The sequence below is a fragment of the Streptomyces sp. NPDC028305 genome (genome assembly GCF_055569495.1).
This window is the reverse complement of record NZ_JBVHTN010000010.1, coordinates 365,416-391,482: the sequence shown is the minus strand read 5'-3', so window position 1 is coordinate 391,482 and position 26,067 is coordinate 365,416. Positions and strand designations below refer to the sequence as shown.

Genomic DNA, 26,067 nt, shown 5'->3' with positions numbered 1-26,067 from the left:
GCGGTCAGGAGCGCTCGGGCTGCGGGGCCGTCGGCCCGGGCGTCTCCGGCTGGGGCGTCTCGGGCTCGGGCGTCTTTGGCTCGGGCGTCTCCGGCTGGGGCGTCTCGGGCTCGGGGGCCGGTTTGGTGGCGGTCCAGGCGGCGCAGTAGAGCGTCAGCTTGGCTGTGAAGTTGATCCACAGGAGGAGGGCGATGGGCACTCCGAAGGCCCCGTACATGCTCTTCGCCGCGACTTTCTGGAGGTAGCTGCTCAGCAACAGCTTGAGCAGTTCAAAGCCGACCGCGCCGATCAGCGCCGCGACGACGACGCGGCGGCGCGGCGGCCGCACGCCGGGCAGCCAGGTCAGGACGTAGCACAGCAGCACGAAGTCGGCGACGACGGCGGCCGCGAAGGCCGCCACCCGCAGCAGATAGCCGCCGGGCCCGTTCTCGGGGATGCCCAGGTGGCGCGCGGTCCAGCCGACGGCGGTGACGGCGAAGCCGGAGACGGCGAAGGAGGCCAGCGCGACGCCGCCGAGGCCGACGAGCACGACGGCGTCCTTGAGCTTGCGCTTCACCGCGCTGCCGGGGTCCTCCTCCAGCTCCCACACCGCGCGCAGGCACTCGCGCAGCGAGCCCACCCAGCCGATGCCGGTGAACAGCAGCAGCACGCCGGCGACGATGCCGATGGTGGCGGCGTTCTCGATGAGGCCGCTGAGGTCGAGCTGGCCGGAGATGCCGGGGACCTGCTGGGCGAGCTTCTTCTCCAGGTCCCGCATCTGCTGCGCGCTGAGCGCGGCGGCGCCGATCGCCGCGGCGACGGCGATCAGGGGGAAGATGGCGAGGAAGCTGATGAAGGTGATGGCGGCGGCCAGCCGACTCCAGTGGACGCGCTCCAGCGTCTCGTACGAGCGCCAGGCGTGGGTGCGCATCAGCCGGACCATCAGGGGGCCGATCAGTGGCAGCCGGGTCAACCAGTCCATGATCAGCGAGTACCCTCCGGTCGGCTTTCAGTCCCGGTGGCCAGGGTCTCGCTCCCGATGGGTGGTCGGCCCGGATCGACTAGTCCGACACTCGGCTAATCACTCTTTTTGGCGAGGCTGTGGAAACACCCGGCCGAGCGCCCCCGCCCCGCCTGTACGTTCGGTCCCGACGACACCGCTCAGAGGGAGGGCGCTGGTGGACGGGAGAGATTGACCTGACGGGGGACGACGGGGCCGGTGCCCTGCGGGCCGGGGCCGCCGCCGAAGGGGTACTCACGCTCCAGGCGCCAGATCCCGTCCGCACCCTGCTCGTAAAGCGCGAAGCCACCGATCGTCCAGGCCGCCGCGAAGTCCTTCAGCTCCGCGTAGGCCCGGTCCATGGCCTCGTCGTCGATGCCGTGGGCGATCGTCACATGGGGGTGGTAGGGAAAATGCAGCTCGCGGGCGCACGGCCCGGACGCCTCCCGCACCCGCGCCTGGAGCGCGGTGCACTCCTCGACGCCCTCGACGATCTTGACGTAGACGACCGGGGACAGCGGGCGGAAGGTGTCGGTGCCCTCCAGCCGCATCGTGAACGGGCGGCCTTCGGCCGCGACGGTCGCCAGATGGTCCTCGACGCCGGGCAGCGCCGAGGCGTCGACCTCGGTGGGCGGCAGCAGCGTGACGTGGGTGGGGATGCCATGCGCGGCAGGGTCGCCGAAGCCCGCGCGCCGCTCCTGGAGATAGCTGCCGTACGGCTCCGGGACCGCGATCGAAACCCCGAGCGTTACGGTCCCCACTGCGTTCTCCCTCCTGGCCCTCCCGGGCGTTGTGGGCGTCAGCCGCCGCACCGGTGTCAGTGTGGCGGCAGTGCCGCCTTCGCGGCTAGGTTCCTCGGTCCTTCGGCGCACAGGCCCACGGCCCTCCGTGAAGGGGCCCCTGGGCCGACGCCCACTGCCTCTGTGCGCCTGCTCGGGCACGCGCGGGCGAGGTGGTCGCCGAAGTCGTCGTGTGTACTTCAGCCGGTGCTTCGATCAGTGCTTCGCGGGCAGGAAGCCCACCTTGTCGTACGTGCGGGCCAGCGTCTCGCCCGCGACGGCCCGGGCCTTCTCCGCGCCCTTGGCCAGGATCCCGTCCAACGTCGCGGGGTCCGCGAGGTATTCCTGGGTGCTCTCACGGAAGGGCGTGACCCACTCGACCAGCACCTCGGCGAGCTCGGTCTTGAACGCGCCGTAGCCCTTGCCCTCGTACGTGCGCTCCAGATCCGCGATGGAGGTGCCGGTGAGGGTGGAGTAGATGGTCAGCAGATTGCTGATGCCGGGCTTCTTCTCCTCGTCGAAGCGGACCTCGGTCTCGGTGTCCGTCACCGCGCTCTTGATCTTCTTCGCCGAGACCTTGGGCTCGTCCAGCAGGTTGATGATGCCCTTCGGCGTGGAGGCCGACTTGCTCATCTTGATCGCCGGGTCCTGAAGGTCGTAGATCTTCCCGGTCTCCTTGACGATGTAGGGAGCGGGGATGACGAAGGTGTCGCCGTAGCGCCCGTTGAAGCGCTCGGCGATATCGCGGGTCAGCTCGACGTGCTGGCGCTGGTCCTCGCCGACCGGGACCTGGCTGGCCTGGTAGAGCAGGATGTCGGCGACCTGGAGCACCGGGTAGGTGAACAGGCCCACGGTGGCCCGCTCCATGCCCTGCTTGGCCGTCTTGTCCTTGAACTGGGTCATCCGGGAGGCCTCGCCGAAGCCCGTCAGGCAGTTCATCACCCAGGCGAGCTGCGCGTGCTCGGGCACATGGCTCTGGATGAAGAGCGTGCAGCGGTCCGGGTCGAGCCCGGAGGCGAGAAGCTGGGCGGCGGCCACCCGGGTGTTGGCGCGCAGCTCCGCCGGATCCTGCGGGACGGTGATCGCATGCAGGTCGACGACCATGTAGAACGCGTCGTGGGTGTCCTGAAGTACGAGGTACTGGCGGAGCGCACCGAGGTAGTTCCCGAGGTGGAACGAGCCTGCGGTGGGCTGGATACCGGAGAGGACACGGGGACGATCGAGGGCCATGGCACCCATTCTCTCAGGTGTGGAACCGGACTCGGTCCGCCGGTGTATGAAAGGTGTGAGGACTCGTGAGAGGGCGCGGGAGGGGGACCTCATCGCGCGAATGACGGCAGGGCCGGCGCCGGCCGAGGCAGGCGGCGACGCGGAGATCATCGCGCGGGTGCGGGCCGGGGACACCGAGGCGTATGCGGAGCTGATGCGGGCCCACACGCCGATAGCGCACCGCACGGCGGTGCTGCTCGGGGCTGGCGCCGATGCGGAGGATGTGGTGCAGGACGCCTTTGTGAAGGCGTATCTCGCCCTGGGGGGATTCCGGGAGGGCGCGGCGTTCCGGCCGTGGCTGCTGCGGATCGTGGCCAATGAAACGAGAAACGCACTCCGCTCGGCTCGGCGGATGCACACGGCGGTGGGCCGGGAGGCGGCTCTGGGCGGGGCCGAGCCGGCCATACCGGAATCGGCGGACCCGGCGGTGGCGGCGCTGGCCGGCGAGCGGCGGTCCAGGCTGCTGGCCGCGCTGGACGAGCTCAGCGAGGAGCAGCGGCGGGTGGTCACCTACCGCTATCTGCTGGATCTGGACGAGGCGGAGACCGCGCAGGCGCTCGGCTGGCCGCGCGGCACGGTGAAATCCCGGCTCAGCCGTGCGCTCAGGCGGCTGGAGCTGCTGTTGGAGAAGGAGGAAGGAAGGTGGGGAAGTGACGGAGCGGACCAGGGACCCTGCCGCGGAGACTCCCTCGGGGACTCCCACGGGGACGGCCGCGCAAACCACGGGGGCTGCGGCCCCGGGCGCGGGCGGGCGGCTGCCCGACGAGTTGCGGGCGCTCGGGCGCGCGCTGGAGTCTCACCCGCCGGGCGTGCCGCCGGTGGACGGAGAGACATTGGTCGAGCGGGTGATGGCGCGGATAGTGCGCGCCTCGGCGGCCGGTCCCGCGACCGCACCGGACCGGGACGGGCGGGACCAGGGCGGGCAGGTCCGGGACGGGCGGGACCAGGACACACGGGTCCGGGTCTGGGCGGAGGAGCAGTGGCGGGACCTGCCCGGCCTGACGGCCGGGCAGGACTCCGTGAACGGTCCCAGGGGGCCCGGCGTCAGGCGGTCGGCAGACCCGGGGCGGGATAGGCCGCCATCAGCTCGGCGACCTCGGCCCTGATCTTGGCGAGCGTCTCCTCGTCGCCGGTCCCGGCGGCGCCCACGCCCCGGTCGATCCACTCGGCCACGGTGGCCATGTGCTCGGTGCGCAGGCCCCGCGAGGTCAGGGAGGGAGTGCCGATCCGGATGCCGGAGGGGTCGAACGGCTTGCGCGGGTCGAAGGGGACGGTGTTGTAGTTCACCACGATCCCGGCCTGGTCGAGGGCCTTCGCCGCGACCTTGCCCGGCACCTCCTTGGGCGTGAGGTCCATGAGGATCAGGTGGTTGTCGGTGCCGCCGGAGACCAGGTCGAAGCCGCGGGCGAGCAGGGCTTCGGCAAGGGCCTTGGCGTTGGCGACGACGGCGTGGGCGTAGTCGCGGAAGGCGGGCTGGGCGGCCTCGTGCAGAGAGACGGCGATGCCCGCGGTGGTCTGGTTGTGCGGGCCGCCCTGAAGCCCGGGGAAGACGGCCTTGTCGATCGCCTTGGCGTGCACCTCGCGCGACATCAGCATCGCGCCGCGCGGGCCGCGCAGCGTCTTGTGAGTGGTGGTGGAGATGACATCGGCGTGCGGCACCGGGGAGGGGTGGGCGCCGCCCGCGATCAGCCCGGCGATGTGCGCGATGTCGGCGACCAGCACCGCGTCCACCTCGCGGGCGATCTCCGCGAAGGCGGCGAAGTCGATGGTGCGGGGCACCGCCGTGCCACCGCAGAAGATCACCTTGGGGCGCTCCTTGCGGGCCAGGTCGCGCACCTCGTCGAAGTCGATCAGGCCGGTGTCCTGCCGCACCCCGTACTGGACACCGCGGAACCACCTACCGGTGGCGGAGACCCCCCAGCCGTGGGTGAGGTGGCCGCCCATGGGCAGCGACATGCCCATGACGGTGTCGCCGGGCTCGGTGAAGGCCAGATAGACGGCGAGGTTGGCGGGCGAGCCGGAGTAGGGCTGCACGTTGGCGTGCTCGACACCGAACACGGCCTTGGCGCGGTCCGCGGCGAGGGTCTCGACCTGGTCGATGATCTGCTGACCCTCGTAGTAGCGGCGGCCCGGGTAGCCCTCGCTGTACTTGTTCTGGAGCACGGTGCCGGAGGCCTCCAGCACGGCGCTGGAGACATAGTTCTCGCTGGGGATCAGGCGCAGGGTCTCCGCCTGGAGCCGCTCCTCCGCGCCGACCAGCGCGGCAAGCTCCGGATCGGTGGCGGCCAACGCGGGATGGGAGGGAGCGGGGGCGGGGGTGGAAGGGGAATGCGGCAGGCTCACGGTGTCCTCCGGGCGATCGGTCGGTTGGTCCGGTCGTGGTCCCGGGGTGCCCAGGCGGGCGGCACCTCGTGGTGGCTGGAGCGCACCGCTTCCTCGTGGTCTCTTCCACGTTCGCCAGTCACGGTGTGCGGTTCCACTGTAGTCATGGTCCGGTTTCGCCCCATCCGGGCGTCGGGAACGACGACGTGCTGCGGGCCCGTCACCTTCCGAGTATCTCGACGAGGTGATCGTCAAGATGGGCGACGAAGTCCTCACGCCGCCAGGGCCGCAGTTCCTTGCGTGCCTGCCGCAGCCGTAGCGCAGGCACACGCCCGCCGGTACTGACGGCGGAGTCGACGCAGCTGTGCAGGAGATCCGCAGCTCTCTCAGGCGCGTCCAGCCGGATGCAGGCCAGGGCCTGGTCGATGGAGACGATGGCCCGCTGTACCCGCTCACGCGGTGCTCCGAGAGCCGCCGCGCTACCGGCAAAGAAGTCGTGAGCGACCGCCGCGTCTCCGACGTACAGCTCACAGAGGCCCTCAAAACCGCCGAGGTGGTCCCGGCCGAAGCTCGTCAGCGCCGGGTCGTCCTCGCCGTCGCCGTCGAGGTCGTACCAGGCAAGCGACAGCGCCGTTTGCGCGTGCCGCTCGGCCCCCGCCCGGGCGGCCACCTCGGCTTGTAACGCATGCGCTCGGGCCCGCACGCGGACACTGTCGCCCGTACGCGCATCACGCACCGCTGCGTCGACCAACCCACAGGCCGCTTCGATGCCGGGGGTGGAGTACAGGGTGACCAGGGCGTGGCTCATGTGGACGACGGCCCGGCGCCACCGGGCGTCGAGCTGTCCGGCCGTAGCCGTGGCGGCCGTGTACAGCGCGCGGGAGGCTTGGTCGTCTCGGGTCTCGAACGCCAGCCGTCCTCCGAGGGTGTAAGCCTGCGCCGCGACCGTGCGTAGCCCAGGCAACAGGGCGGCAGGGACATCTCCGGTCAGGAGTCGTCGGCAGGACTCGATCACGGGGGCGAGCAGTAGTTGGAGCCGAGCGAAGGGCAGCGAGCCGACTTGTGCGTTGACGTCACCCACGGCGGTCCGCAGCCCGTCGATCAGAACCTCGTCGACACGCGCCGGATCGGTGAGTGCGGCGGCCATGGACAGTCGGGTTGTGGGCCCGAGCAGGGCGAGCAGGCCGGTCCCATCATCAGTGGCCGCGCGGATCAACAGCGCGCGCAGATCGCTCAGCCGGGCCTCCGACTCTCCCAGGTAGGCCAGTGCGTCAAGCAGCTCGGCGAAGTCGCTACCCGGCCCGAGTGCGATGTGCCCGTCGACACCTCGGGCGTAGAGGTGGGCGAGCAGCAGCTGATATCGGTCGCTGGGGAGGATGGGGCGCGTCGTGCTCTCCCACCGGGCCACTGATCGCTGCACGCTCGCGACGGATGAGTCGAGAGGCTGGCCGAGGCAGCGCGCTGTGGCGCTGAGCGCCCGAGCGGTATCGGCCAGAGACCAGCCTCGTGTCCTCCGCAGGGACTTGAGGGCAGCAGCACCGAGGAGGGTTTCGCGCGTGCTCATGACCTCATCATGCCGGTGAGCCGCGTCACACGGGCACGATTAGGTGTGGTTTCCCCTGTTCGGCACCGGGACCCGCGCCGTGGGCACCACCAAGCGGCCGTAGCGCGGAGTTGCGGCCCGCCGGCCGATCGTGGGACGTCGTGCGCGTTCCCCTCTCGATCGGCATCGGCAAACGCACCCTCGATCTACTGGGCGACGCGACGGGCGGGGTCATCGAGAACCCCTTCGACAAGGTCCTCTACTGGCTGATCGCGCCCGGCTCAGCCGCCGAATGGGACATGAACCTGCTGCCCAGCATCCAAGTCTGGGGAGCGACCGCCTACATCGAGGTACCTCCCGCGACCCGCACGACGGGACCCGCCGTCCACTGGCGCGTACCGCTCCGGTACTGCGGCCGCCTGACCGATCCGGCGGCCCTGCTCGCCGCGCTGCGGACCGCGACCCGCGAAGCGCTCGGCCCCCGCGAGGAGGCCGCCCGGTGACGGAGTACTGCTACCGCTGCGACAAACCCACCCGCGAGCCGATCACCGTGCTGCGCGCGTCTGCCTCCGGGCCCGGCTGCCTGCGCCACCTGTGCCCGGACTGCAACCGCCGACGACCGCACCCCGACACCGACCTGTACGAGGTGCTCGTCACCCTCCAGCGCGAGAGCCAGACGACGGCATGACCGTCCCAGCCGGTCCCCGGCACCTGTCCCCGTACTGCGCCATGTACACCGCCGAACCCGACACCACGCCCGCCGAGATCCACGCATACTGCAAAGGACCGGGCGAGGTCCGGGCGGCGCCCATACCGCCCGCGACCCGGGGCGCGCTCATCTTCACCGTCCGCTGTGACTGCGACTGCCACCAGACCCCGCCCATCGAGGCCCTGAAGGCAGACGCCACCTAGACCAGCGGGCCGCTGCCAGTGACTTTGCGGTGAGTTTGAGACAGCGACACGCCGAAGCGACGGCGTGTCGCCGTCTCAAACTCACCACAAATCCCGACCTCGACGGCGTAAGCCCGCCCAAACGCCTCGCCCCGGCCCCCGCTTGCAGGCCAGTGACCGGGACGAGCACCGCGCAACCAGCGCAAGGACACCCCTGCACACCTGAACCCACAGGAACAGCCCATGCGATTACAGCACGCCACCCGCCAGGACCCGGACGACGGCGACACCATGCCCGACACCGACGCCCCGGCACCCGGCGGCCAGACACCCGGCGACTCCGACGACGGACGCCAGTACGCGCACTAGCCACACGACGGCCCCGTCCTCAGACCGCCCCCGCCGGGGCGGGGCCGCTCCCCACCACACCGGAGCCACCCTCATGACAGCGTCACACTGGCACTGCTACCGCTGGACCGGAGAACGCCGAACCTACGACGACGAATCCACACGCCGACCACCACACCTCGTCGTCCACGACATCACCCCCCAGGAGTGGAAGCAGATCGCGGCCGCCTCACCCGGCTTCATGACCGACCACGACAAGGACCCCGCGCGGCAGGCCGAACGGTTCACGGCCGCCGGTGACCGGCTCAGCTGGGGCGGAGACGTCGTCGGCGGCTGGTACCTGCGGGGGACCGGATTCGCCTCCGTCCACGTGGTCGCATGCAGCGCGAACCGGATCCGCCCGACCATCCCCTGCCCTGTCAGATGATCCTGTCGGGTGTCCAGCGAAGCGTCATATCGGGCAGGTTCTCCATGTTGCGATCACCGTTGTTGGTGTCGAGGACGGTGAACCCGTGGCGCTCGTAGAACGCGCGGGCCTCGGTGTTCTGCTGAAAGACGTGGAGGGACACCCCGTCAGGGCTGTGCCGCCTTACCTCATCGAGCAGTAGCGTGCCGATGCCCTGCCGACGGACGTCCGGGCGCAGATACAGGTCTTCGAGCATGTCACCGTCAAGGGCTGCATAGCCGGTGATCTCCGCATCACCCACTGCCACCCAGGTGCGGCATTGCTTGAGCAGGACGTCCCGAACCCATCGGGTCACCTGCTCGTGATCGCGCTTCTGCGGGGGCAGATAGGGCATGGTCGCCGACCGCGAGGCCATATGGATGCTCGCGATCACGGCCGCATCCGCCTCCTCCGCGCATCGGATCCGGGTCCTGCCATCATCACGCGTCATGTGCTCAGCCATTGATCGATCTCCGTGCTGATCTGCGCTTTCAACTCCGCGGGAGCGAAGCTGGATTCGACCGAGGCACGGGCCAGGTTCGCCAGTTCGGCGTCGCCGTACCCGAAAATCTCCCGGGCGTGCTGGTACTCCGCCGCCAACGACGTCTCCCCGTCAGTGTTCACGGTGACCGTCAGACCGGCCTCGATCAGGCGCGGCAGCGGGTGCTCCGCCAGCGACGGCACCAGGCCGAGCAGGACATTGGAGGAGGGGCAGACCTCCAGCGGCACACGGCGTCTCCGCAACTCGGCCACCAGGTCCGGATCCTCCAACACGCGGATGCCGTGGCCGATCCGCTCCGCGTGCCCCGCCGTCAAGGCCTCCCGGACACTGGCCGGGCCCGCCGTCTCCCCGGCATGGTGTACCAGGTGCAGCCCCGCCTCGCGGGCGGCCTGGAGCACCTCGGCGAAGGGTGCCGCCGGGTAGGACTCGTCTCCTGCGAGGCCGATGGCGATCACCTGCGGGTACCGGGTGGCGAGCTTGACGCTTTCCCACAGCCGCTCGACGGGGCGACGGCGCGAGTGGTCCAGGATCACCCGAGTTTGGATGCTGTATCGCTCCGCGCCGGCGGCCAGCCCCTCCAGCACGGCTTGCAGCGGCATCTCCGGATCGCCGACGCGCTCGCCGTGAGCCGCCGCGGTGAAGGTGACCTCCGCGTAGCGGACGCCCTGGCCCGCCTCGTCCTGGCAGAACTCCTCGGCGATACGACGGAAGTGCCGATGGTCGCGCAGCAGCGCGCGCACCCCGGCCCGCTGGTCGGCGAACTCCCCGAAACTGGTGAATGGCCGGTCCTGGACAGGCGGCTCGCCGCCCAGCTCGCGGATCGTAGCGTGGCGGACGGTGCTTTCCAGGTGCGTGTGCAGATGAGCCTTGGGCAGTAGGCGGAGATCTCTCACGGCGGGACTCTAACGACTCCCACAAAATGAGGCTCCTGGATTTCCAGGAGTGGCTCCTGGAAATCCAGGAGTGAAGTGTCGGCCGCCCCGAGCGACCTGGCAGACGCCGGCCCGCGCTGTGCGGTTCCGCAGCGCCTTCGCCCGCTGGCCACCCCGGCTACAGGGAGCACGGAGATGAAACCCCGGGATCTCGGTGAACAGCACGCGCCAATATGGTGGGCCGATGACGTCGATCAAGAAGTTCCAAGTCACCTTCGACTGCGCAGAACCTGAGCGCCTCGCTCGTTTCTGGTGCGAGGTGTTGGGGTACGTCGTACCGCCGCCGCCGGGGGGGTTTGCCACGTGGGACGATTTCAAGCACTCGCAACCACCTGAGCAGCGGGATTCATGGTTCGCATGCATTGATCCCTCAGGTGTGGGCCCGCGGCTGTACTTCCAGCGCGTCCCCGAAGGGAAGGCCGCCAAGAACCGGGTTCATCTTGATGTGCGGGTCGGCACCGGACTCGTGGGGGAAGAGCGCCTCGCCGCACTTGAGGCCGAATGCGCACGGCTGGTCCCGCTCGGCGCGGTACACGTGCAGACGCTGTATGACGGCAATGATTCGTGCATCCCGATGCTGGACATCGAGGGCAACGAGTTCTGTATCGACTGAGGGGCACGCCGAGCTTGTCTACGAGCTGTGGGCGCCGGAGGCGGGCGACGAGGGCGGAAGCAGTTCGCCACGGGCCAGGGCCAGGACGGTCCGGGCCGCGATGCCACCGATGAGGACGGTGATGGCCGCGAGGACGAGGTAGGTGTAGACGAGGTGGCCCGCCGGTTTGCCGACATCGATCCAGTGCAGCGTGGTGGTGGCGACCACGGCCCAGGAGAAGGTGAAGGCCCACGTGCTGACCGTGAACCGCAGGCGCGCGTAGAGGGGGATCAGCCGGAGCTGGACGATGACCATCAGCAGTCCGTATCCGGCCAGCCCGGCCGCGATGGAGTCCACCCGGCCCTGGTCGAGTGCGAAGTAGGCGACGCTGGCGATGGCGGCGGGGGCCACCTCGATCGTCATCGTCGGCAGGAGCGGCTCGGGCAGTCGAGGGCGGTGGAACAGCCTTCCCGTGATCATCGAACCGAGGATGAACCAGCAGATCACGCCCAAGCCGAACATGACCTCGGCCAGCCGGGTCTGTCCCACCCTCGCGGCGCTGATGCAGGAAACCAGGCCGCCGGCCACCGTGGGCAGGAAGTAGCCGGGGTGCATCCGGTCCAGTTCCATGTCCCTGCAGACCCACTGTCCGGTGAGCCACCCGCCGAACAACACGGTCAGCACGAGAAAGACGTCCACCAGGATCTTCCCCGCCGTCGGGCTGTACGGCGCCAGCCCCTCGCTCGCCAGCAGCATCGGGGTGATCAGCGCCAGGGAGGCGAACGGACTCGCCACGGGGTCTTCCAGATCGGCTCGGAGCCTCCCCCTGCCGCCGCACACGTAGGCCAGATACCAACCCACCGATACCAGCCACACGGCAGCGGCCAGTCCGATCAGGGCTCTTCCGACGGTCGCCGGAACATGCCCCGCCTGACCAGCGGCCACCCAGCTGCCGCCGAGACCGGCCAGACCGAAGGCCATGCTGAAGATGTTGGGCGGGACGCGCGGTACGGCCATCGCCAGGGCTCCTTTCAGATTCGGCCGGTGAGCCCACCGCTACCCACTGTGCGGCCCGCAGGCCGCCTTCGCGACTTCGCCGTGCCATCTGCGGACGCCGGGAGCCACGAAATGAGCCACGAAATCGGGAAGCCCGGTGAACCGACGGCAGCCCACGCCAGCGGGCCCCCGCGCCGTAAAGTTTCTTCGCAAACCGCCCGGGCGACGATAGAAAAGAGCACTGATCGGCCCCGACACCGAACGGAGCATGACTTTGACCTCAACGGAACGCGCCATTGCCGCCGCCGAGGCCCACAGCGCGCACAACTACCATCCGCTTCCGGTCGTCGTCGCGTCCGCCGAGGGCGCCTGGATGACCGATGTCGAGGGGAGGCGGTACCTCGACATGCTCGCCGGGTACTCGGCGCTCAACTTCGGGCATGGCAACCGCCGGCTGATCGAGGCCGCGAAGGCCCAGCTGGAGCGGGTCACGCTCACCTCCCGCGCGTTCCATCACGACCGCTTCGCCACCTTCTGCTCGGAGCTGGCCGAGCTGTGCGGCATGGAGATGGTGCTGCCCATGAACACGGGGGCAGAGGCCGTGGAGACGGCCGTGAAGACCGCCCGGAAGTGGGGCTACCGGGTCAAGGGCGTTCCGGACGGCCGGGCGAAGATCATCGTCGCGGACAACAACTTCCACGGCCGGACGACCACCGTCATCAGCTTCTCGACCGACCCCGAGGCCCGCGCCGACTTCGGCCCCTACACGCCGGGCTTCGAGATCGTGCCGTACGGCGATCTGGCCGCGATGGAGGCGGCCCTGGACGCCGCCGGTGACGACGCGGTGGCCGTACTGCTGGAGCCCATCCAGGGCGAGGCGGGGGTGCTGGTGCCGCCGGCCGGCTATCTGGCCGGGGTCCGGGAGCTGACCCGCGCGCGGAACGTGCTGTTCATGGCGGACGAGATCCAGTCCGGCCTGGGCCGCACCGGCAAGACCTTCGCCTGCGAGCACGAGGGCGTCGTCCCGGACGTCTATGTGCTGGGCAAGGCGCTCGGCGGCGGTGTGGTGCCGGTGTCAGCGGTGGTGTCCTCCCACGAGGTGCTCGGGGTGTACCGGCCGGGCGAACACGGTTCGACCTTCGGCGGCAACCCCCTGGCCTGCGCGGTCGCGCTGGAGGTCATCGCCATACTGCGGACGGGTGAGTACCAGCAGCGGGCGGCGGAGCTCGGCGAGCATCTGCACGGCGAGCTGGGGCTGCTGGTGGAGAGCCCGGCGTACCGGGGTGGCGTGCGCGCCGTGCGCGGGCGGGGGCTGTGGGCGGGGGTGGACATCGACCCCGCGCTCGGCACCGGGCGGCAGATCTCGGAGCAGCTCATGGACCGGGGGGTGCTGGTCAAGGACACCCATGGCTCCACGATCCGGCTCGCGCCCCCGCTGGTGATCAGCAAGGAGGATCTGGACTGGGGGCTGGACCAGCTGCGGGCGGTCCTGGCCGGGTGAGCGCCAAGGGCCGTCGGGCAGCGCTCGACGGCCCTCATCCTGGCATCACACCGGGAGCGCCCGGCACAGCGCCTCCAGCGCGCCCGCGAACGCGTGGTCGGGCGGGGTCCCGTAGCCGACCACCAGCGCGTCGGCCGGTTCAGCCGGTTCGGCCGGTTCCCCGCCGGGCCGGGCGGCGGGCGGCTCGTGCCGGAAGCGGGCCAGTCCGTCCAGCGCCAGGCCCTGCCAGGCCGCGCCCTGCACCACGGAGCGCTCGGTCCCCGGCGGGATGTCGAGCACCGCGTGCAGCCCCGCCGCGATCCCCCTGACCCGCACCCCCGGCGCGCGCTCGGCGAGCGCCGCGACCAGCTGGTCGCGGCGGCGCCGGTAGCGCAGCCGCATGCCGCGCACATGGCGGTCGTACGCCCCGGAGTCGAGGAACTCGGCGAGCGTCAGCTGGTCCAGCGCGGCCGTCGGCCACTCCCCCGCCTCCTTGACCGCCAGCACGCCGTCCATCAGATGAGCCGGCACCACCATCCAGGCCAGCCGCAGCGCCGGGGCCAGGCTCTTGCTCGACGTGCCCAGGTAGAGCACGCGCTCGGGGTCGAGCCCCTGGAGCGCCCCGACCGGGTTGCGGTCGTAGCGGAACTCCCCGTCGTAGTCGTCCTCCACCACCAGCCCGCCGGTGCGGGAGGCCCAGTCGACCACGGCGGCGCGGCGGTCGGGGTGCAGGGACACCCCGGTCGGGAACTGGTGCGCCGGGGTGAGTATGACGGTCCGTACGCCGCCGAGCCCGGCCAGCTCGTCGGTGCGGGCGCCGCGGTCGTCGACGGGCAGCTGCACGGTGTGCAGCCCGGCGCGCCGCATGACGTCCCAGTGGAAGTCCAGCCCGTACGACTCGACGGCCACGTCCCGCTCGCCCGCGGCCCGGAGCACCCTGCTGAGCACGGCCAGCCCCTGTTTGAACCCCGCGCAGACCACGATCCGCTCCGGGTCGGCCCGCACCCCCCGGGCGCGCGCCAGATAGTCGGCGAGCGCGCGGCGCAGCTCGGGCCGCCCGCGCGGCCCGCCGTACGCGAAGGCGTCGCTCGGCGCCGCGGCCAGGGCCCGCCGGGCGGCGGAGAGCCAGGCCGCGCGGGGGAAGGACGAGACGTCGGGCGAGCCGGGCCGCAGGTCGTAGGCGGGCTGGCGGTGCGGCGCGGCGGCCGGCGGGGTGCGCGGGGGCACGGGCTCGGGCGGTACGACGCGCTGGGCGACGCGGGTTCCCGAGCCCTGCCGGGCGGTGAGCCAGCCTTCGGCGACGAGCTCGCCGTAGGCGTCGGCGACGGTGTTACGGGCGATGCCGAGGTCGGCGGCGAGCGAGCGGGAGGAGGGCAGCCGGGTGCCGGGGGCGAGGCGTCCGCCGCGTACGGCGTCGCGCAGGGAGCGGATCAGCGCGGCGCGCACCCCCGTGGTGCCGCGCCCCGGAAGGCCGGACCGCAGGTCGGGCCCCAGGTCCAGATGCAGATCGGCGCCGGGCCCGGCCGGGGGCGGCCCGGAAATGGCCCATGAATCCTCCATGGAAATGGACCATACCGCTGGGCTACTCGCGCCCTAGCGTGGCAGTCATGACGACCACCGACAAGACACCCCAGAGCACCCACGAGCACGGCCCCCGCATGCGGCTGGCGAAGCTCGCCCCCGAGTTCTACAAGGCGATGGTCGGCCTCGACGCGGCGGCCCGCAAGGACCTCGACCCCGCCCTGGTCGACCTCATCAAGATCCGCGCCTCGCAGATCAACCACTGCGCGTTCTGCGTCAACATGCACACCCGGGACGCGCGCGAGGCGGGCGAGACCGAGGAGCGCCTGCACCTCCTCAGCGCCTGGGAGGAGGCGGCGGGCTTCTTCACCGAGAAGGAGCGGGCGGCGCTCGCGCTGACCGAGGCCGTCACCGTGCTGACCGACGGCTTCGTCCCGGACGCGGTGTACGAGCGGGCGGCGGCCCACTTCGAGGAGGCCGAGCTCGCCCAGGTCATCGCCGCGATCATCGCCATCAACGCCTGGAACCGCATTGGCGTCAGCACCCGCATGGTGCCGGGCAGGGCATGACCGGCACCTTCGCGCGGCCGACGGGATGCGGCGCGCCGGGTGCGACTCGCGTCACGTTCGGCCCGGGTCCGTTCCGCCGGTCGCCGGCCGCGGTCGAGGCGATCGCCGCGGAACCGCGCCCGGCGTAAGGCCATAATCCCGACAAGGAAATACGGCTCTCCCGATTTCTCACCGCAAAGCCGACCAATAACGCCAACGGGATTCCTCCGGAACCCAGCGACATTTAAAGCCGCTGGACACGTCTGCGGGGCGGAGTTATCGTGCACTCGAATTCCGGGAAAACCTGGAAAAGCGGTACAGAAATCGGGGAGCAACAACAGAATGACAAATCTCATAGGGGAGCGCGGAGCGGCCGAACGCCTGGGTGGGGGACGCCGGTTGGCGACCCGTGCGGTGCTGGCCGCGGCGCTTTCCGTGGGCGCGCTGGCGGGCGCCGGGGCGGCGCAGGCCGACGAAAATCCCTCGACTCCGACCCCCAGGATTATCGGCGGCCATGACGCCACCGAAAACTACTCATTCATCGTTTCCTTGCAGAAGGAAAGGAACGGGGATCCGGACGGTCACCGTTGCACCGGAGCGCTGATCCGCAAGGACTGGGTGGTGACCGCGGCGCACTGCGTCACCGAGCCGGGCACCGGCTCGGACCCGTACACGGTCATGGACCCGGCGCTGTTCCACGTCCGGGTGGGCTCCAACGACCGGACCACCGGCGGCACCGTCGCGAAGATCAAGAAGATCGAGGTCGACCCCGGGTACAAGTGGCTCGACGACCGCTCCGAGGGCTATGACGTCGCGCTCCTCCAGCTCGACACCGCGGTGACCAACAAGCCGGTCGCCCTGGCGCCCACGTCGACCAAGGAGGGCACCGCGGTCCGCCAGCTCGGCTGGGGCTACACCTCGACGGCCGACGTCGGCGACGTGAGCAAGCTCCCGGTGAAGCTCCAGGAGCTCGACACCACGGTGCTCAACCCGGCCGCGGAAGAGTGCCGGGTGGACGCCGCGGGGGACGACGCGTGGGGCATCCGCGAGGGCGATGTGTGCACGGACAACCCGCAGGACACCTACGGCCCGTGCAACGGTGACTCCGGCTCGCCGCTGCTGAGGAAGGTCAACGGCCGCTGGCAGATCGTCGGCGTGGACAGCCGTGGCATCGGCGAGGTCTGCGGTTCGACCCCGGACATCTACACCGACCTCCACTACCACCGCTCCTGGCTGACCAGCATCATCGGCTGACCAGGGGCCGGGCAGCGGTCCGGAAGACGTCCTGAACGCACTGCACGCCCGCGCGCCGACACTCACGTCGGCGTGCGGGCGTACGCGGGTCAGCCGGCGAACCAGCGGACGGGGGCCGGGCGCAGGTTCTCGTAGATGTGCTTGGTCTCGCGGTATGCGGCCAGCCCCGAGGGCCCCAGCTCGCGCCCGACGCCGGACTTGCCGAACCCGCCCCACTCGGCCTGCGGGAGGTACGGGTGGTAGTCGTTGATCCACACCGTGCCGTGCCGCAGCCGCCCCGCGACACGGCGCGCCCGCGCGGTGTCCCGGGACCAGACGGCGCCCGCGAGCCCGTACTCCGTATCGTTGGCGAGCGCGACGGCCTCGTCCTCGGTCCGGAAGGACTCGACGGTCAGGATCGGGCCGAAGGTCTCCTCCCGCACCACCCGCATCTCGCGGTGGCACTGGTCGAGGATCGTCGGCAGATAGAAGTACCCGGTCGCGGGGCGGGACTCGGACGGCTCGGGCTGCTCGCCGCCGCAGCGCAGCAGCGCGCCCTCCTCCAGTGCGGAGGCCACATACGCCTCGGCCTTGTCCAACTGCGCGGCCGATACGAGCGGGCCGCACTCGACGCCCGGCTCGGTGCCGCGACCCAGCTGGATCTTCCGGGCCCGGCGGGCGAGTTCGGCGACGAACCGCTCGCGCACCGGCTCCTCGATGATCAGCCGGGCCCCGGCCGAGCAGACCTGGCCGCTGTGGATGAAGGCGGCGTTGAGGGCCTGGTCGACGGCGGTGTCAAAGCCCTCGGCGGTGTCGCAGGCGTCGGCGAAGACGACATTGGGGTTCTTGCCGCCGAGTTCGAGCACGACCTTCTTCACGCCCGGCGCGGCCGCCCGCATCACCTTCGTACCGCCGGCCAGACCGCCGGTGAAGGACACCAGATCCACATCGGGGTGCTCGGCCAGGCGGGCGCCGACGGGGTCGCCCGCGCCGGTCACCAGATTGCCGACCCCCGCCGGCAGCCCGGCCTCGGCCAGGAGCTTCATCAGATGCACCGTCGACAGCGGGGTCAGTTCGCTGGGCTTGACGACGAACGTGTTGCCCGCGACGAGCGCCGGGGCGACCTTCCAGCCGGCCTGGAGCAGCGGATAGTTCCACGGGGTGAGCAGCGCGCAGACGCCCACCGGCTCGTGCACGACCACGCTGTGCACATCGTGGGTGCCCGCGTCGACCACGCGCCCGGCCGGCTCGGCGGCGGCCAACCGGGCGAAGTAGCGAAAGGCGTTGGTGACGTCGTCGACATCGACCCGCCCCTCCTGGAGCGTCTTGCCGGTGTCGCGGCTCTCGGACAGCGCGATCTTCTCGCGGTCGCGCTGGAGCAGATCGGCGGCGCGGAGCAGCAGCGCCGCCCGCTCGGCCACCGGCGTATGCGGCCAGGGGCCCGTGTCGAAGGCGCGGCGGGCGGCGGCGACGGCCGCGTCGGCGTCATCGGAGCCGCCCTCGGACACGACCGCGAGGGTCTTGGCGTCCGCGGGGTCGAGGACCTCCCGCTGCGCGCCGGATGCGGCGGCGCGCCACACCCCGTCCACAAGAATGGTCTCGGCTGCCGACACGTCCGCTCCGCCTTCCGATGCCGCGGGATTCGCGCCGCCGGCCTCACCGACGACGCCGAGCCCCTCCCCGAACGGACCGGGCCCATGCGTGATTCTCGTTCAAAAGTGGCCGGACTCACCCGATCACGAGACTCACGGAAGGGCCGCGTCAATTCTGGCGGAAGGAGTCGACGGCGGTCCGCTGGATCTCCTCCTGCCCGGCGCGACCGCCGGCCGGGCCGATGACCAGCACGGCGTACATCGTGCCGTCGGCCGCGGCGAAGCGGTGGTCGAGGATGCGCCGGAGGCCGCCGTACTCCTGGCTGTCGTACGTGTACTCCAACTCCGCCGCGTCCATCGCGCCCTGACCCGCCCGCTCCAGGGTGATCCGCTCATAGCCGCGCTGGCGCGAGGCGATCCGCTCGGCTTCCCGCGCGGACTCGTACGGAGTGCCCTCCGGGCCGTGCAACTCGAAGATCTGAAGCCTGGTGGCCCGGTCGGACGAGGTGTAGAAGACGCTGGGGCCCTCGACGGTGCGCCGCCATCCGTCCGGGACGGCGAGGGTGAAGCCCGCCGCGTCGTCCTCCGTACGGAAGCCCTCGGGCGGCTCGCCCGGCGGCGCGGAGGGCGTGTCCGAAGGGGTCTGTGACGGGGACTCGGACGGGCCCGCCGAGGGAGAGGCCGACGGGGAGGCCGACGGAGTGCCCGACTCCGGTCCGGGGGCCGGGAAGGCGTCGGAGGGCGGTGTTCCGTCCCCGCCCGACGGCCCGGGCGCCGGGCTGTCGCTCACCCCGGGAAAGAGCCCCGCCCGATGTCCGGCCTTGCCATCGCTCCCGAACGCCACCCATCCGGCGAACGCGACCGCGCCGCACAACACCACCGCCACGGCGGCCACCCGCAGGCCTCGCCGGGCGTCGCGCTCGTCGTATCCCGTGCCCGTATCGCCGGCCATGCGCTCCCCCGCCCCCGAGGCCGGCGTCAACCCTCACCGGCAACCCCTCCCAAAATAGGGGAATCCCAGCCACAGTCATAGAGAATGGCGAAAGGGCCACCCTCCGGAGTGAATACCGGAAGGTGGCCCTTCGGATACGAACGCGGATACGGCTACGTAACCCGTACGGCCGTACAGCCGTCAGATCAGGCCGAGGCCGCGCACGGCGTCGCGCTCCTCCTCCAGCTCCTTCACCGACGCGTCGATGCGGGCGCGCGAGAAGTCGTTGATGTCCAGGCCCTGGACGATCTCGAACTTGCCGTCCTTGGCGGTGACCGGGAAGGACGAGATGAGCCCCTCCGCCACGCCGTACGAGCCGTCGGAGACCACACCGGCGGAGGTCCAGTCCCCGGCCGGGGTGCCGTTGACCCAGGTGTACACGTGGTCGATGGCGGCGTTGGCGGCGGAGGCGGCCGACGAGGCGCCGCGCGCCTCGATGATCGCGGCACCGCGCTTGGCGACGGTCGGGATGAACGTGTCGGCCAGCCACTGCTCGTCGTTCAGGACCTCCGCGGCGTTCTTGCCCGCGACCTCGGCGTGGAAGACGTCCGGGTACTGGGTGGCGGAGTGGTTGCCCCAGATCGTGAGCTTGGAGATCTCCGAGACCGGGACGCCGGTCTTCTTCGAGAGCTGCGACAGGGCGCGGTTGTGGTCCAGGCGGGTCATCGCGGTGAAGCGCTCGGCCGGTACGTCCGGGGCGGCGGCCTGCGCGATGAGCGCGTTGGTGTTCGCCGGGTTGCCCACGACCAGGACCTTGATGTCGTCCGCCGCGTGGTCGTTGATGGCCTTGCCCTGCGGCTTGAAGATGCCGCCGTTGGCCTCCAGCAGGTCGCCGCGCTCCATGCCCTTCGTCCGCGGGCGGGCGCCGACCAGCAGCGCCACGTTCGCGCCGTTGAAGGCCACGTTCGGGTCGTCGGTGATGTCGATGCCCTGAAGCAGCGGGAAGGCGCAGTCGTCGAGCTCCATCGCGGTGCCCTCGGCGGCCTTCAGACCCTGGGGAATCTCCAGGAGGTTCAGCTTGACCGGCACATCCGCGCCGAGGAGCTGGCCGGAGGCGATGCGGAAGAGCAGCGCGTAGCCGATCTGGCCGGCCGCGCCGGTGACGGTGACATTGACGGGAGTGCGGGTCATGGCGGTCTCCTGCGCTGTGTTTTCTGTCGATCTCTTGGTGTCGAGATACCCGCGTCAGGCTATCCGACGGGGGCGCGCGGAACCCCGGGGGCCACTGTGTAACTGCTCACCGCCGACCGGCAAGGCCGGGCCGGGGCCGCGCGGGCCCCGGCTCGGCATTCGGCGGCCGCCTGCCGGCAAGGGGGGAGTGAGCAGACGGCCGCCCCGGCGCCATGCCGCACCCGTGGGGGGTAGGCGTGCGCCTGCCCTGATTCGGCGCGGGCATTCCCACCGATGCCGATATTCCTCGGAGACTCCCTCGAACGAGGGGCGCGCTACGGTGCGCCGGTGCGCCCCGTGGTGGCCGCCGCGGTGCAGCCGCGCTGTCCCGTGGTGAGCGTGGCGCAGCCCCTGGCGCCGGTGGAGGAGCCGACCGCGATCATCGGGGTGTAGGCGTCGCCGTCCGCGTTGACCTTGCCGTTCTCGGCGCGCGCCGGGACGCCGCCCTGGACGGCGGCGGTCACCTGTAAGCGATCGCCGGGACGGCCCTTGGTGATCCGGGCCCATGCCGCGCCGCACACCTTGCTGTAGCGCACCTCGACATACGCGCTGCCCACCGTCACGCTCGCGGTCGTCCTGGCGTACGTGCCGCCGCACCCCATCGCCTCGGGGTCCCGGCCGGTGCACTCCTGGCCCGCGCACTTCACCCCGCTGGGCAGCCCGGGGCCGGTGGTCGTGGTCCGGCCGGGCGTCGGGTCCTTCAGCCGCTCGTCCGCGTGGCCCCCCGGGTTGACCAGGAGCACCGCGCCCGCGGTCACCAGCGCCACCCCGACCGCCGCGGCGCCGAACAGCGGGGCGCGGCGGCGCCGCCGGTCCGGCGACGGCGGCTGTGACGACGGCCCGGCGCCGTCGGGGGCGCCCGCACGCGGCGGTCCCGGCCGGTCGGGCGGCGCGGGGAGCACGGTCGGCGTGGCGGAGACGAGCGGGGGGTCCGCCACGGACCGGGCGGCGACGGCCCTGAGCGCTGCCTCGGAGCGGGAGGTCTCGGCACGGGACGTCTCGGCACGGGGAGCCTCGGCGCGGGGAGCCTCGGTACGAGGTAGCTCGGTACGAGGTGGCTCAGCGCGGGGTGGCTCGCCGCGGGGTGGCTCCGGCTCGGTACGGGGCGGCTCGGCGCGGAGTGGGTCTGCGCGGAGTGGTTCGGTACGCGGCAACTCGGTATGGGGTAACTCCGCGCGCGGAGGCTCGACACGGGGCGTCGCGGCCCTCGGCTCTCCCAGCGCGGCCCGCGCCTGCGCGACCCTGATCGACTCCATCGTGACGTCGTGCCGCAGCTCGGAGCGGCTCCACGCGCGCTCCGCCAGCTCCCACAGGGTGCTCAGATGCTCGACGTCCGTGCCGGTCGCCTCGGCCAGCGCCACCACCGCGCCCTGCGGCGGCAGCAGACGGCCGTTCAGATAGCGCTCCCATGACGTCTTGCTGTAGCCGGTGCGGTCGGCGACCGCGACCAGGCTCAGCTCGCTCTGCTCGACGAGCCGGCGCAGTTGCCCGGCGAACTCCCGAACCTGCGGATCGAGCTCCTCCGGCAGCTCCCTCCAACGAGGCATTTGCCTCCCCCTGTCCCCCCGCATGTACCCGTGAACTTCCCCTGCCCTGCCCAAGAATGACAGTTCCCCCAGCAGGGGCGCACCGGAGCATTCCGGACTCCGATGCGCTCTCCCATGCGCCCCTACACAGCTGTTGCACACCCGAGACGTCGTACCGGAATGGTCACTTCCGCGCCACAGGCCCTCGACGTCCATTGATCCAGCAGGGCTTTTAACAGAACCCTTATGCCAGACGGCCCGTCCTTCTTCGGGGGAGAGGACGGGCCGTCGCGGCGAACGTTCGAGAGGCGGGGTTTATCGGACGGTGAAATGCACCACGTCCTCCAGGAACGGGATCTCCACCCAGGGGTCGGGCTGGACCATCAGCGACAGCAGCACGATCGCCGAGCCCAGCACTCCGTACGTCAGCATGTCGGTGAACCGGGAGCGCACCGCCAGCATCCCGACCTCCGGCAGCGCCCACCGCAGCAGCGCGCCCGCCAGCAGGGACAGCCCCACCAGGACCGTGCCCGCGCGGAACGCGTCCAGGGACACCAGCAGCAGCCCCACGCCGACGCCGCCCATCACCGCCAGCAGCGGCCACTGACGGGCGGGCGCCGGAGCGCCGCCGGGCGCGGCGCGGCCGCCGCCCTCCGGGCGCGCGGTGTCCCGCGTGATCAGCGGAAAGCGTCGCGACCTCATGGCGGGGCGCTGTCCGGCCGACTCGGCCGTCCGCTCGGCCGTCCGCTCGGCCGTTCGCTCCGCCGTCGGCTCGGCGGTCGAGTCCGCGGTCGGCTCGTCGGCCTCAGCCGGCATGCCCGGCACCGCTGTCGCCGTCGGTGGCCTTGGCGGCGCGCTCCGCGGCCTCCACCACGTTGACCAGCAGCTGAGCGCGGGTCATCGGACCGACGCCGCCCGGGTTCGGGGAGATCCAGCCCGCGACCTCACTCACGTCGGGGTGCACATCACCGGCGATCTTGCCGTGCTCGTCCCGGCTGACGCCGACGTCGAGCACCGCCGCCCCCGGCTTGACGTCCTCCGCCTTGATCAGGTGCCGCACCCCGGCCGCCGCCACGATGATGTCGGCCTGCCGCAGCAGCCCGGACAGGTCGCGGGTGCCGGTGTGGCACAGCGTGACCGTGGCGTTCTCCGAGCGCCGGGTGAGCAGCAGCCCGATCGACCGGCCGACGGTGATGCCGCGGCCGACGACCACCACATGGGCGCCGTTGATCTCCACGCCGTGGTGGCGCAGCAGCTGGATGATGCCGTACGGGGTGCACGGCAGGGGGCCGGTCTCGTTCAGCACCAGCCGGCCGAGGTTCGTCGGGTGCAGCCCGTCCGCGTCCTTGGCCGGGTCGATCAGCTCCAGCACGCGGTTGGCGTCGATGCCCTTGGGGAGCGGCAGCTGGACGATGTAGCCCGTGCACTCCGGGTCCTCGTTCAGCTCCCGTACGGCCGCCTCGATCTCCTCCTGGGTGGCGGTCTCGGGCAGGTCGCGCCGGATGGAGGCGATGCCGACCTCGGCGCAGTCGCGGTGCTTGCCCGCGACGTACCACTTGCTGCCCGGGTCCTCGCCGACCAGCACGGTCCCGAGGCCGGGATGTACGCCCTTGGCCTTGAGCGCCTCCACGCGGCTGACGAGGTCGGACTTGATCGCGGCTGCGGTTGCCTTGCCATCGAGAATCTGCGCGGTCATGGCTTCATCCTCCCGGATGCGGGGACGTCTGTTCCAATCAGGGCCCGCCCCACCCGGGGTCCGGCGGGATCCGGGCCATGTATGTCGTGCGTCGTGTGACGTATGTCGCCCACGGCCCGAGGGCCGCACCCCGCGCGTCGGGGGTGCGGCCCTCGGTCGGTACCACTCAGTGGAAGAAGTGGCGCGTGCCCGTGAAGTACATGGTCACGCCCGCCTTCTGGGCCGCCTCGACGGTCAGCTCGTCGCGGACCGAGCCGCCCGGCTGCACCACGGCCTTGACCCCGGCCTCGGCCAGCACCTCGAAGCCGTCCGGGAAGGGGAAGAAGGCGTCGGAGGCGGCGTACGAGCCGCTCGCCCGCTCCTCGCCCGCCCGCTGCACGGCCAGCCGCGCCGAGTCGACGCGGTTGACCTGGCCCATGCCGACGCCGACCGTCGCGCCGTCCTTCGAGAGCAGGATCGCGTTGGACTTCACGGCCCGGCAGGCGCGCCAGGCGAAGGCCAGCTCGGCCAGGCCGTCGGCGTCCAGCGTGTCGCCGGTCGCCAGGGTCCAGTTGGCCGGGTCGTCGCCCTCGGCCTGGAGCCGGTCCTTGGCCTGCACCAGGTCGCCGCCCTCGACCGACCTGTACTCGCCGCCCGCCGCCGGGGCGTCGGGGCAGCGCAGCACGCGGATGTTCTTCTTGCGGGCCAGCACCTCGACGGCGCCGTCCTCGTACGCGGGGGCGACGATGACCTCGGTGAAGATCTCGGCGACCTGCTCGGCCATGGCGACCGTCACCGGGCGGTTGACGGCGATCACGCCGCCGAACGCCGAGAGCGGGTCGCAGGCGTGCGCCTTGCGGTGGGCCTCGGCGACGTCCGCGCCGACCGCGATGCCGCAGGGGTTGGCGTGCTTGATGATCGCGACACAGGGCGCGTCGTGGTCGTACGCCGCACGCCGCGCGGCCTCGGTGTCGGTGTAGTTGTTGAAGGACATCTCCTTGCCGTGCAGCTGCTCGGCGTACGCGAGACCCTTGCCGGAGCCGTTGGTGTAGAGCGCGGCGGGCTGGTGCGGGTTCTCGCCGTAGCGCAGCACCTGCTTGCGCTCGTAGGTGACGCCGATGAAGTCCGGCCAGGGGCCCTCGTCGGCCGCGTAGCCTTCCGCGAACCAGTTGGCGACCGCCACGTCGTACGCAGCGGTGTGCTGGAACGCCTCGCTCGCCAGCCGCTTGCGCTGCTCGAGGTCGAAACCGCCCTCGGCGGCGGCCTTCAGCACATCCGCGTAGCGCCCGGGGTTGACGACCACGGCCACGGACGGGTGGTTCTTGGCGGCGGCGCGGACCATCGAGGGGCCGCCGATGTCGATCTGCTCCACGCACTCGTCGGGCGAGGCGCCCGAGGCGACGGTCTCCCGGAACGGGTAGAGGTTGACCACGACCAGCTCGAAGGGCTCGACGCCCAGCTCGGCGAGCTGCTCGCGGTGCGAGTCGAGCCGCTGGTCGGCGAGGATGCCCGCGTGGACGCGCGGGTGCAGCGTCTTGACGCGGCCGTCGAGACACTCGGGGAAGCCGGTGAGCTCCTCCACCTTGGTGACCGGGACGCCCGCGGCGGCGATCTTCGCCGCAGTCGAGCCGGTCGAGACGAGCTGGACCCCGGCCGCGTGCAGCCCCTGGGCCAGCTCCTCGAGCCCCGACTTGTCGTAGACGCTGACCAGCGCGCGGCGGATGGGCCGCTTCGTACCTTCGGCGGTCACGGGATCATTACCTTTCGTCCCTCAATGCGGTAGCCGTTGCGGGCCAGACGCCCCACGACCTCGACGAGCAGCGAGCGCTCGACTTCCTTGATCCGCTCATGCAGAGCGGACTCGTCGTCCTCGTCCCGGACCTCGACCACGCCCTGGGCGATGATCGGGCCGGTGTCGACGCCGTCGTCGACGAGATGGACGGTGCAGCCGGTCACCTTCACGCCGTACGCGAGCGCGTCGCGCACGCCGTGGGCACCGGGAAAGCTGGGCAGCAGCGCGGGGTGGGTGTTGACGCACCGGCCGCCGAAGCGGGTGAGGAACTCCCGCCCCAGGATCTTCATGAACCCCGCCGAGACCACGAGGTCCGGCTCGTACGCGGCGGTGGCCTCGGCCAGCGCGCGGTCCCACTCGGCGCGGGTGGCGTGGTCCTTCACCCGGCATACGAAGGTGGGGATCCCCGCGCGCTCGGCGCGCTCCAGGCCCGCGATGCCGGAGCGGTCTGCGCCGACGGCCACGACCTCCGCGCCGAAGCCGGCGGCTCCCTCGGCGGCGATCACGTCGAGCAGGGCCTGAAGGTTCGTACCGGAACCGGAGACGAGGACGACGAGGCGGGCGGGGCGCTCGGGGCGGGCGGCGAGGGGAGGCGGGGAGGCCACGGCGGGGATCTTTCTCGCGGGCGATGCGGGGGGTGGTGCGAAGGCTGGGGCGGGTGCTTCTCTGTGGGGTGCGACTGCGTTTGTGTGGTCGTACAAGGTCACGGAGTCCTGAATTCCGGGGAACTCTACGAAGCCGCCGACCGTCAGCAACGATACCGGCACATCAAACGGCCCCCGGGGGACGGGGGCGGGCGCGGGAGGTAGCGTCTGGACTGCGAATCCGACTGACGCCGTGGGAACCACCGTCGCGCCCGCGCAGGGGAGCCGTACGGCGCAGGCCGTACGGAAGCCTTGCGTGCAACACGACGACACAAGGGGAAGACACCTCCACATGCC

Annotated in this window: 26 protein-coding genes, 1 pseudogene and 1 riboswitch; of the genes and pseudogenes, 10 read left to right on the top strand and 17 right to left on the bottom strand. The window is 71.3% G+C overall.

Translation table 11 applies throughout. The features are described from left to right. Positions 1-4: 4 nt before the first annotated feature. From ACZ4WQ_RS39335 to trpS, 3 genes are all read right to left on the bottom strand, one after another. Complete coding sequence (locus tag ACZ4WQ_RS39335; protein WP_311724279.1) at positions 5-961, bottom strand: YihY/virulence factor BrkB family protein; 957 nt, start codon at positions 959-961, stop codon at positions 5-7. A 179-nt stretch (positions 962-1,140) separates the two neighbouring features. Next, on the bottom strand, positions 1,141-1,740 hold the full coding sequence (locus ACZ4WQ_RS39330) for a 2'-5' RNA ligase family protein (protein ID WP_311724281.1): 600 nt from the start codon (positions 1,738-1,740) through the stop codon (positions 1,141-1,143). A gap of 234 nt (positions 1,741-1,974) precedes the next feature. After that, positions 1,975-2,988 carry a tryptophan--tRNA ligase gene (trpS, locus tag ACZ4WQ_RS39325; RefSeq protein WP_311724282.1) on the bottom strand — a complete coding sequence of 338 codons (1,014 nt, stop codon included), beginning with the start codon at positions 2,986-2,988 and terminating at the stop codon, positions 1,975-1,977. Positions 2,989-3,133: 145 nt separating this feature from the next. Here trpS and ACZ4WQ_RS39320 point away from each other — a divergent pair. Further along, positions 3,134-3,682: pseudogene (locus tag ACZ4WQ_RS39320) on the top strand (RNA polymerase sigma factor); the annotation flags it as partial. Between the two features lie 389 nt (positions 3,683-4,071). Here ACZ4WQ_RS39320 and ACZ4WQ_RS39315 read toward each other — a convergent pair. After that, entirely contained in the window at positions 4,072-5,370 is a 1,299-nt protein-coding gene (locus ACZ4WQ_RS39315; protein ID WP_385340994.1) for a serine hydroxymethyltransferase, read from the bottom strand. Between the two features lie 41 nt (positions 5,371-5,411). Next, a riboswitch (ZMP/ZTP riboswitch) is annotated at positions 5,412-5,502 on the bottom strand. 67 nt (positions 5,503-5,569) lie between these two features. After that, complete coding sequence (locus tag ACZ4WQ_RS39310; RefSeq protein ID WP_398374611.1) at positions 5,570-6,913, bottom strand: hypothetical protein; 1,344 nt, start codon at positions 6,911-6,913, stop codon at positions 5,570-5,572. Positions 6,914-7,053: 140 nt separating this feature from the next. Between ACZ4WQ_RS39310 and ACZ4WQ_RS39305 the strand changes: the two genes are divergently transcribed. From ACZ4WQ_RS39305 to ACZ4WQ_RS39285, 5 genes are all read left to right on the top strand, one after another. Then, positions 7,054-7,395 carry a hypothetical protein gene (locus ACZ4WQ_RS39305; protein ID WP_385340998.1) on the top strand — a complete coding sequence of 114 codons (342 nt, stop codon included), beginning with the start codon at positions 7,054-7,056 and terminating at the stop codon, positions 7,393-7,395. Then, the gene (locus ACZ4WQ_RS39300) at positions 7,392-7,580 is read left to right on the top strand and encodes a hypothetical protein (protein ID WP_311724286.1); all 189 of its coding nucleotides are present in this window, start codon (positions 7,392-7,394) and stop codon (positions 7,578-7,580) included. The genes ACZ4WQ_RS39305 and ACZ4WQ_RS39300 overlap by 4 nt, the downstream gene beginning before the upstream one ends. Continuing rightward, complete coding sequence (locus ACZ4WQ_RS39295) at positions 7,577-7,804, top strand: hypothetical protein (RefSeq protein ID WP_385341001.1); 228 nt, start codon at positions 7,577-7,579, stop codon at positions 7,802-7,804. Before ACZ4WQ_RS39300 ends, ACZ4WQ_RS39295 begins: the two co-directional genes overlap by 4 nt. A gap of 222 nt (positions 7,805-8,026) precedes the next feature. Continuing rightward, positions 8,027-8,152, top strand: coding sequence for a hypothetical protein (locus tag ACZ4WQ_RS39290; protein WP_398374613.1), 126 nt, complete (start codon positions 8,027-8,029; stop codon positions 8,150-8,152). Between the two features lie 73 nt (positions 8,153-8,225). Beyond that, entirely contained in the window at positions 8,226-8,558 is a 333-nt protein-coding gene (locus tag ACZ4WQ_RS39285) for a hypothetical protein (protein WP_398374615.1), read from the top strand. Here ACZ4WQ_RS39285 and ACZ4WQ_RS39280 read toward each other — a convergent pair. Together ACZ4WQ_RS39280 and add are read right to left on the bottom strand one after the other, a co-directional pair. Beyond that, positions 8,551-9,039 (bottom strand): GNAT family N-acetyltransferase, encoded by a 489-nt coding sequence (locus tag ACZ4WQ_RS39280; protein ID WP_398374616.1) that lies wholly within the window; start codon positions 9,037-9,039, stop codon positions 8,551-8,553. The two genes, ACZ4WQ_RS39285 and ACZ4WQ_RS39280, sit on opposite strands and share 8 nt — an antisense overlap. Continuing rightward, complete coding sequence (gene add / locus ACZ4WQ_RS39275; RefSeq protein ID WP_398374618.1) at positions 9,024-9,971, bottom strand: adenosine deaminase; 948 nt, start codon at positions 9,969-9,971, stop codon at positions 9,024-9,026. Before add ends, ACZ4WQ_RS39280 begins: the two co-directional genes overlap by 16 nt. A 223-nt stretch (positions 9,972-10,194) precedes the next feature. Here add and ACZ4WQ_RS39270 point away from each other — a divergent pair, with 223 nt between their 5' ends. Then, positions 10,195-10,623: a VOC family protein gene (locus tag ACZ4WQ_RS39270; RefSeq protein WP_311724292.1), complete on the top strand. Its 429-nt coding sequence runs from the start codon at positions 10,195-10,197 to the stop codon at positions 10,621-10,623. A gap of 18 nt (positions 10,624-10,641) precedes the next feature. Here the strand turns inward: ACZ4WQ_RS39270 and ACZ4WQ_RS39265 are convergent, their stop codons facing one another. Next, positions 10,642-11,619 carry an SLAC1 family transporter gene (locus tag ACZ4WQ_RS39265; RefSeq protein ID WP_398374621.1) on the bottom strand — a complete coding sequence of 326 codons (978 nt, stop codon included), beginning with the start codon at positions 11,617-11,619 and terminating at the stop codon, positions 10,642-10,644. Positions 11,620-11,872: 253 nt separating this feature from the next. On the opposite strand from ACZ4WQ_RS39265, the gene rocD reads away from it, so the two are divergent. Continuing rightward, positions 11,873-13,099: an ornithine--oxo-acid transaminase gene (gene rocD / locus ACZ4WQ_RS39260; RefSeq protein WP_311724629.1), complete on the top strand. Its 1,227-nt coding sequence runs from the start codon at positions 11,873-11,875 to the stop codon at positions 13,097-13,099. 45 nt (positions 13,100-13,144) lie between these two features. On the opposite strand, the gene pdxR is transcribed toward rocD, so the two are convergent. Further along, complete coding sequence (gene pdxR / locus ACZ4WQ_RS39255) at positions 13,145-14,638, bottom strand: MocR-like pyridoxine biosynthesis transcription factor PdxR (protein ID WP_398374622.1); 1,494 nt, start codon at positions 14,636-14,638, stop codon at positions 13,145-13,147. Positions 14,639-14,685: 47 nt separating this feature from the next. On the opposite strand from pdxR, the gene ACZ4WQ_RS39250 reads away from it, so the two are divergent. Both ACZ4WQ_RS39250 and ACZ4WQ_RS39245 read left to right on the top strand, forming a co-directional pair. Then, positions 14,686-15,168, top strand: a complete 483-nt coding sequence (locus ACZ4WQ_RS39250) for a carboxymuconolactone decarboxylase family protein (protein ID WP_311724295.1) — start codon at positions 14,686-14,688, stop codon at positions 15,166-15,168. Positions 15,169-15,489: 321 nt separating this feature from the next. Further along, on the top strand, positions 15,490-16,401 hold the full coding sequence (locus tag ACZ4WQ_RS39245) for a S1 family peptidase (protein ID WP_311724296.1): 912 nt from the start codon (positions 15,490-15,492) through the stop codon (positions 16,399-16,401). Between the two features lie 89 nt (positions 16,402-16,490). Here ACZ4WQ_RS39245 and ACZ4WQ_RS39240 read toward each other — a convergent pair whose 3' ends face one another. The 8 genes from ACZ4WQ_RS39240 to purN form a co-directional block, all read right to left on the bottom strand. Further along, the gene (locus tag ACZ4WQ_RS39240) at positions 16,491-17,993 is read right to left on the bottom strand and encodes an aldehyde dehydrogenase family protein (RefSeq protein WP_398374625.1); all 1,503 of its coding nucleotides are present in this window, start codon (positions 17,991-17,993) and stop codon (positions 16,491-16,493) included. A 148-nt stretch (positions 17,994-18,141) separates the two neighbouring features. Further along, positions 18,142-18,924 (bottom strand): serine/arginine repetitive matrix protein 2, encoded by a 783-nt coding sequence (locus tag ACZ4WQ_RS39235; protein WP_398374627.1) that lies wholly within the window; start codon positions 18,922-18,924, stop codon positions 18,142-18,144. A gap of 180 nt (positions 18,925-19,104) precedes the next feature. Then, entirely contained in the window at positions 19,105-20,094 is a 990-nt protein-coding gene (locus ACZ4WQ_RS39230) for a malate dehydrogenase (RefSeq protein WP_311724301.1), read from the bottom strand. Between the two features lie 314 nt (positions 20,095-20,408). After that, entirely contained in the window at positions 20,409-21,680 is a 1,272-nt protein-coding gene (locus ACZ4WQ_RS39225) for a helix-turn-helix domain-containing protein (protein WP_398374629.1), read from the bottom strand. Positions 21,681-21,974: 294 nt separating this feature from the next. Next, positions 21,975-22,361 (bottom strand): DUF3017 domain-containing protein, encoded by a 387-nt coding sequence (locus ACZ4WQ_RS39220; protein WP_311724630.1) that lies wholly within the window; start codon positions 22,359-22,361, stop codon positions 21,975-21,977. Positions 22,362-22,464: 103 nt separating this feature from the next. Next, a complete protein-coding gene (locus ACZ4WQ_RS39215; protein WP_385341023.1) occupies positions 22,465-23,355 on the bottom strand; it encodes a bifunctional methylenetetrahydrofolate dehydrogenase/methenyltetrahydrofolate cyclohydrolase in 891 nt (296 codons plus the stop codon). A 166-nt stretch (positions 23,356-23,521) separates the two neighbouring features. After that, positions 23,522-25,084, bottom strand: a complete 1,563-nt coding sequence (gene purH, locus ACZ4WQ_RS39210; protein ID WP_398374631.1) for a bifunctional phosphoribosylaminoimidazolecarboxamide formyltransferase/IMP cyclohydrolase — start codon at positions 25,082-25,084, stop codon at positions 23,522-23,524. After that, on the bottom strand, positions 25,081-25,731 hold the full coding sequence (gene purN, locus ACZ4WQ_RS39205) for a phosphoribosylglycinamide formyltransferase (protein WP_311724305.1): 651 nt from the start codon (positions 25,729-25,731) through the stop codon (positions 25,081-25,083). Before purN ends, purH begins: the two co-directional genes overlap by 4 nt. Positions 25,732-26,067: the final 336 nt, after the last annotated feature.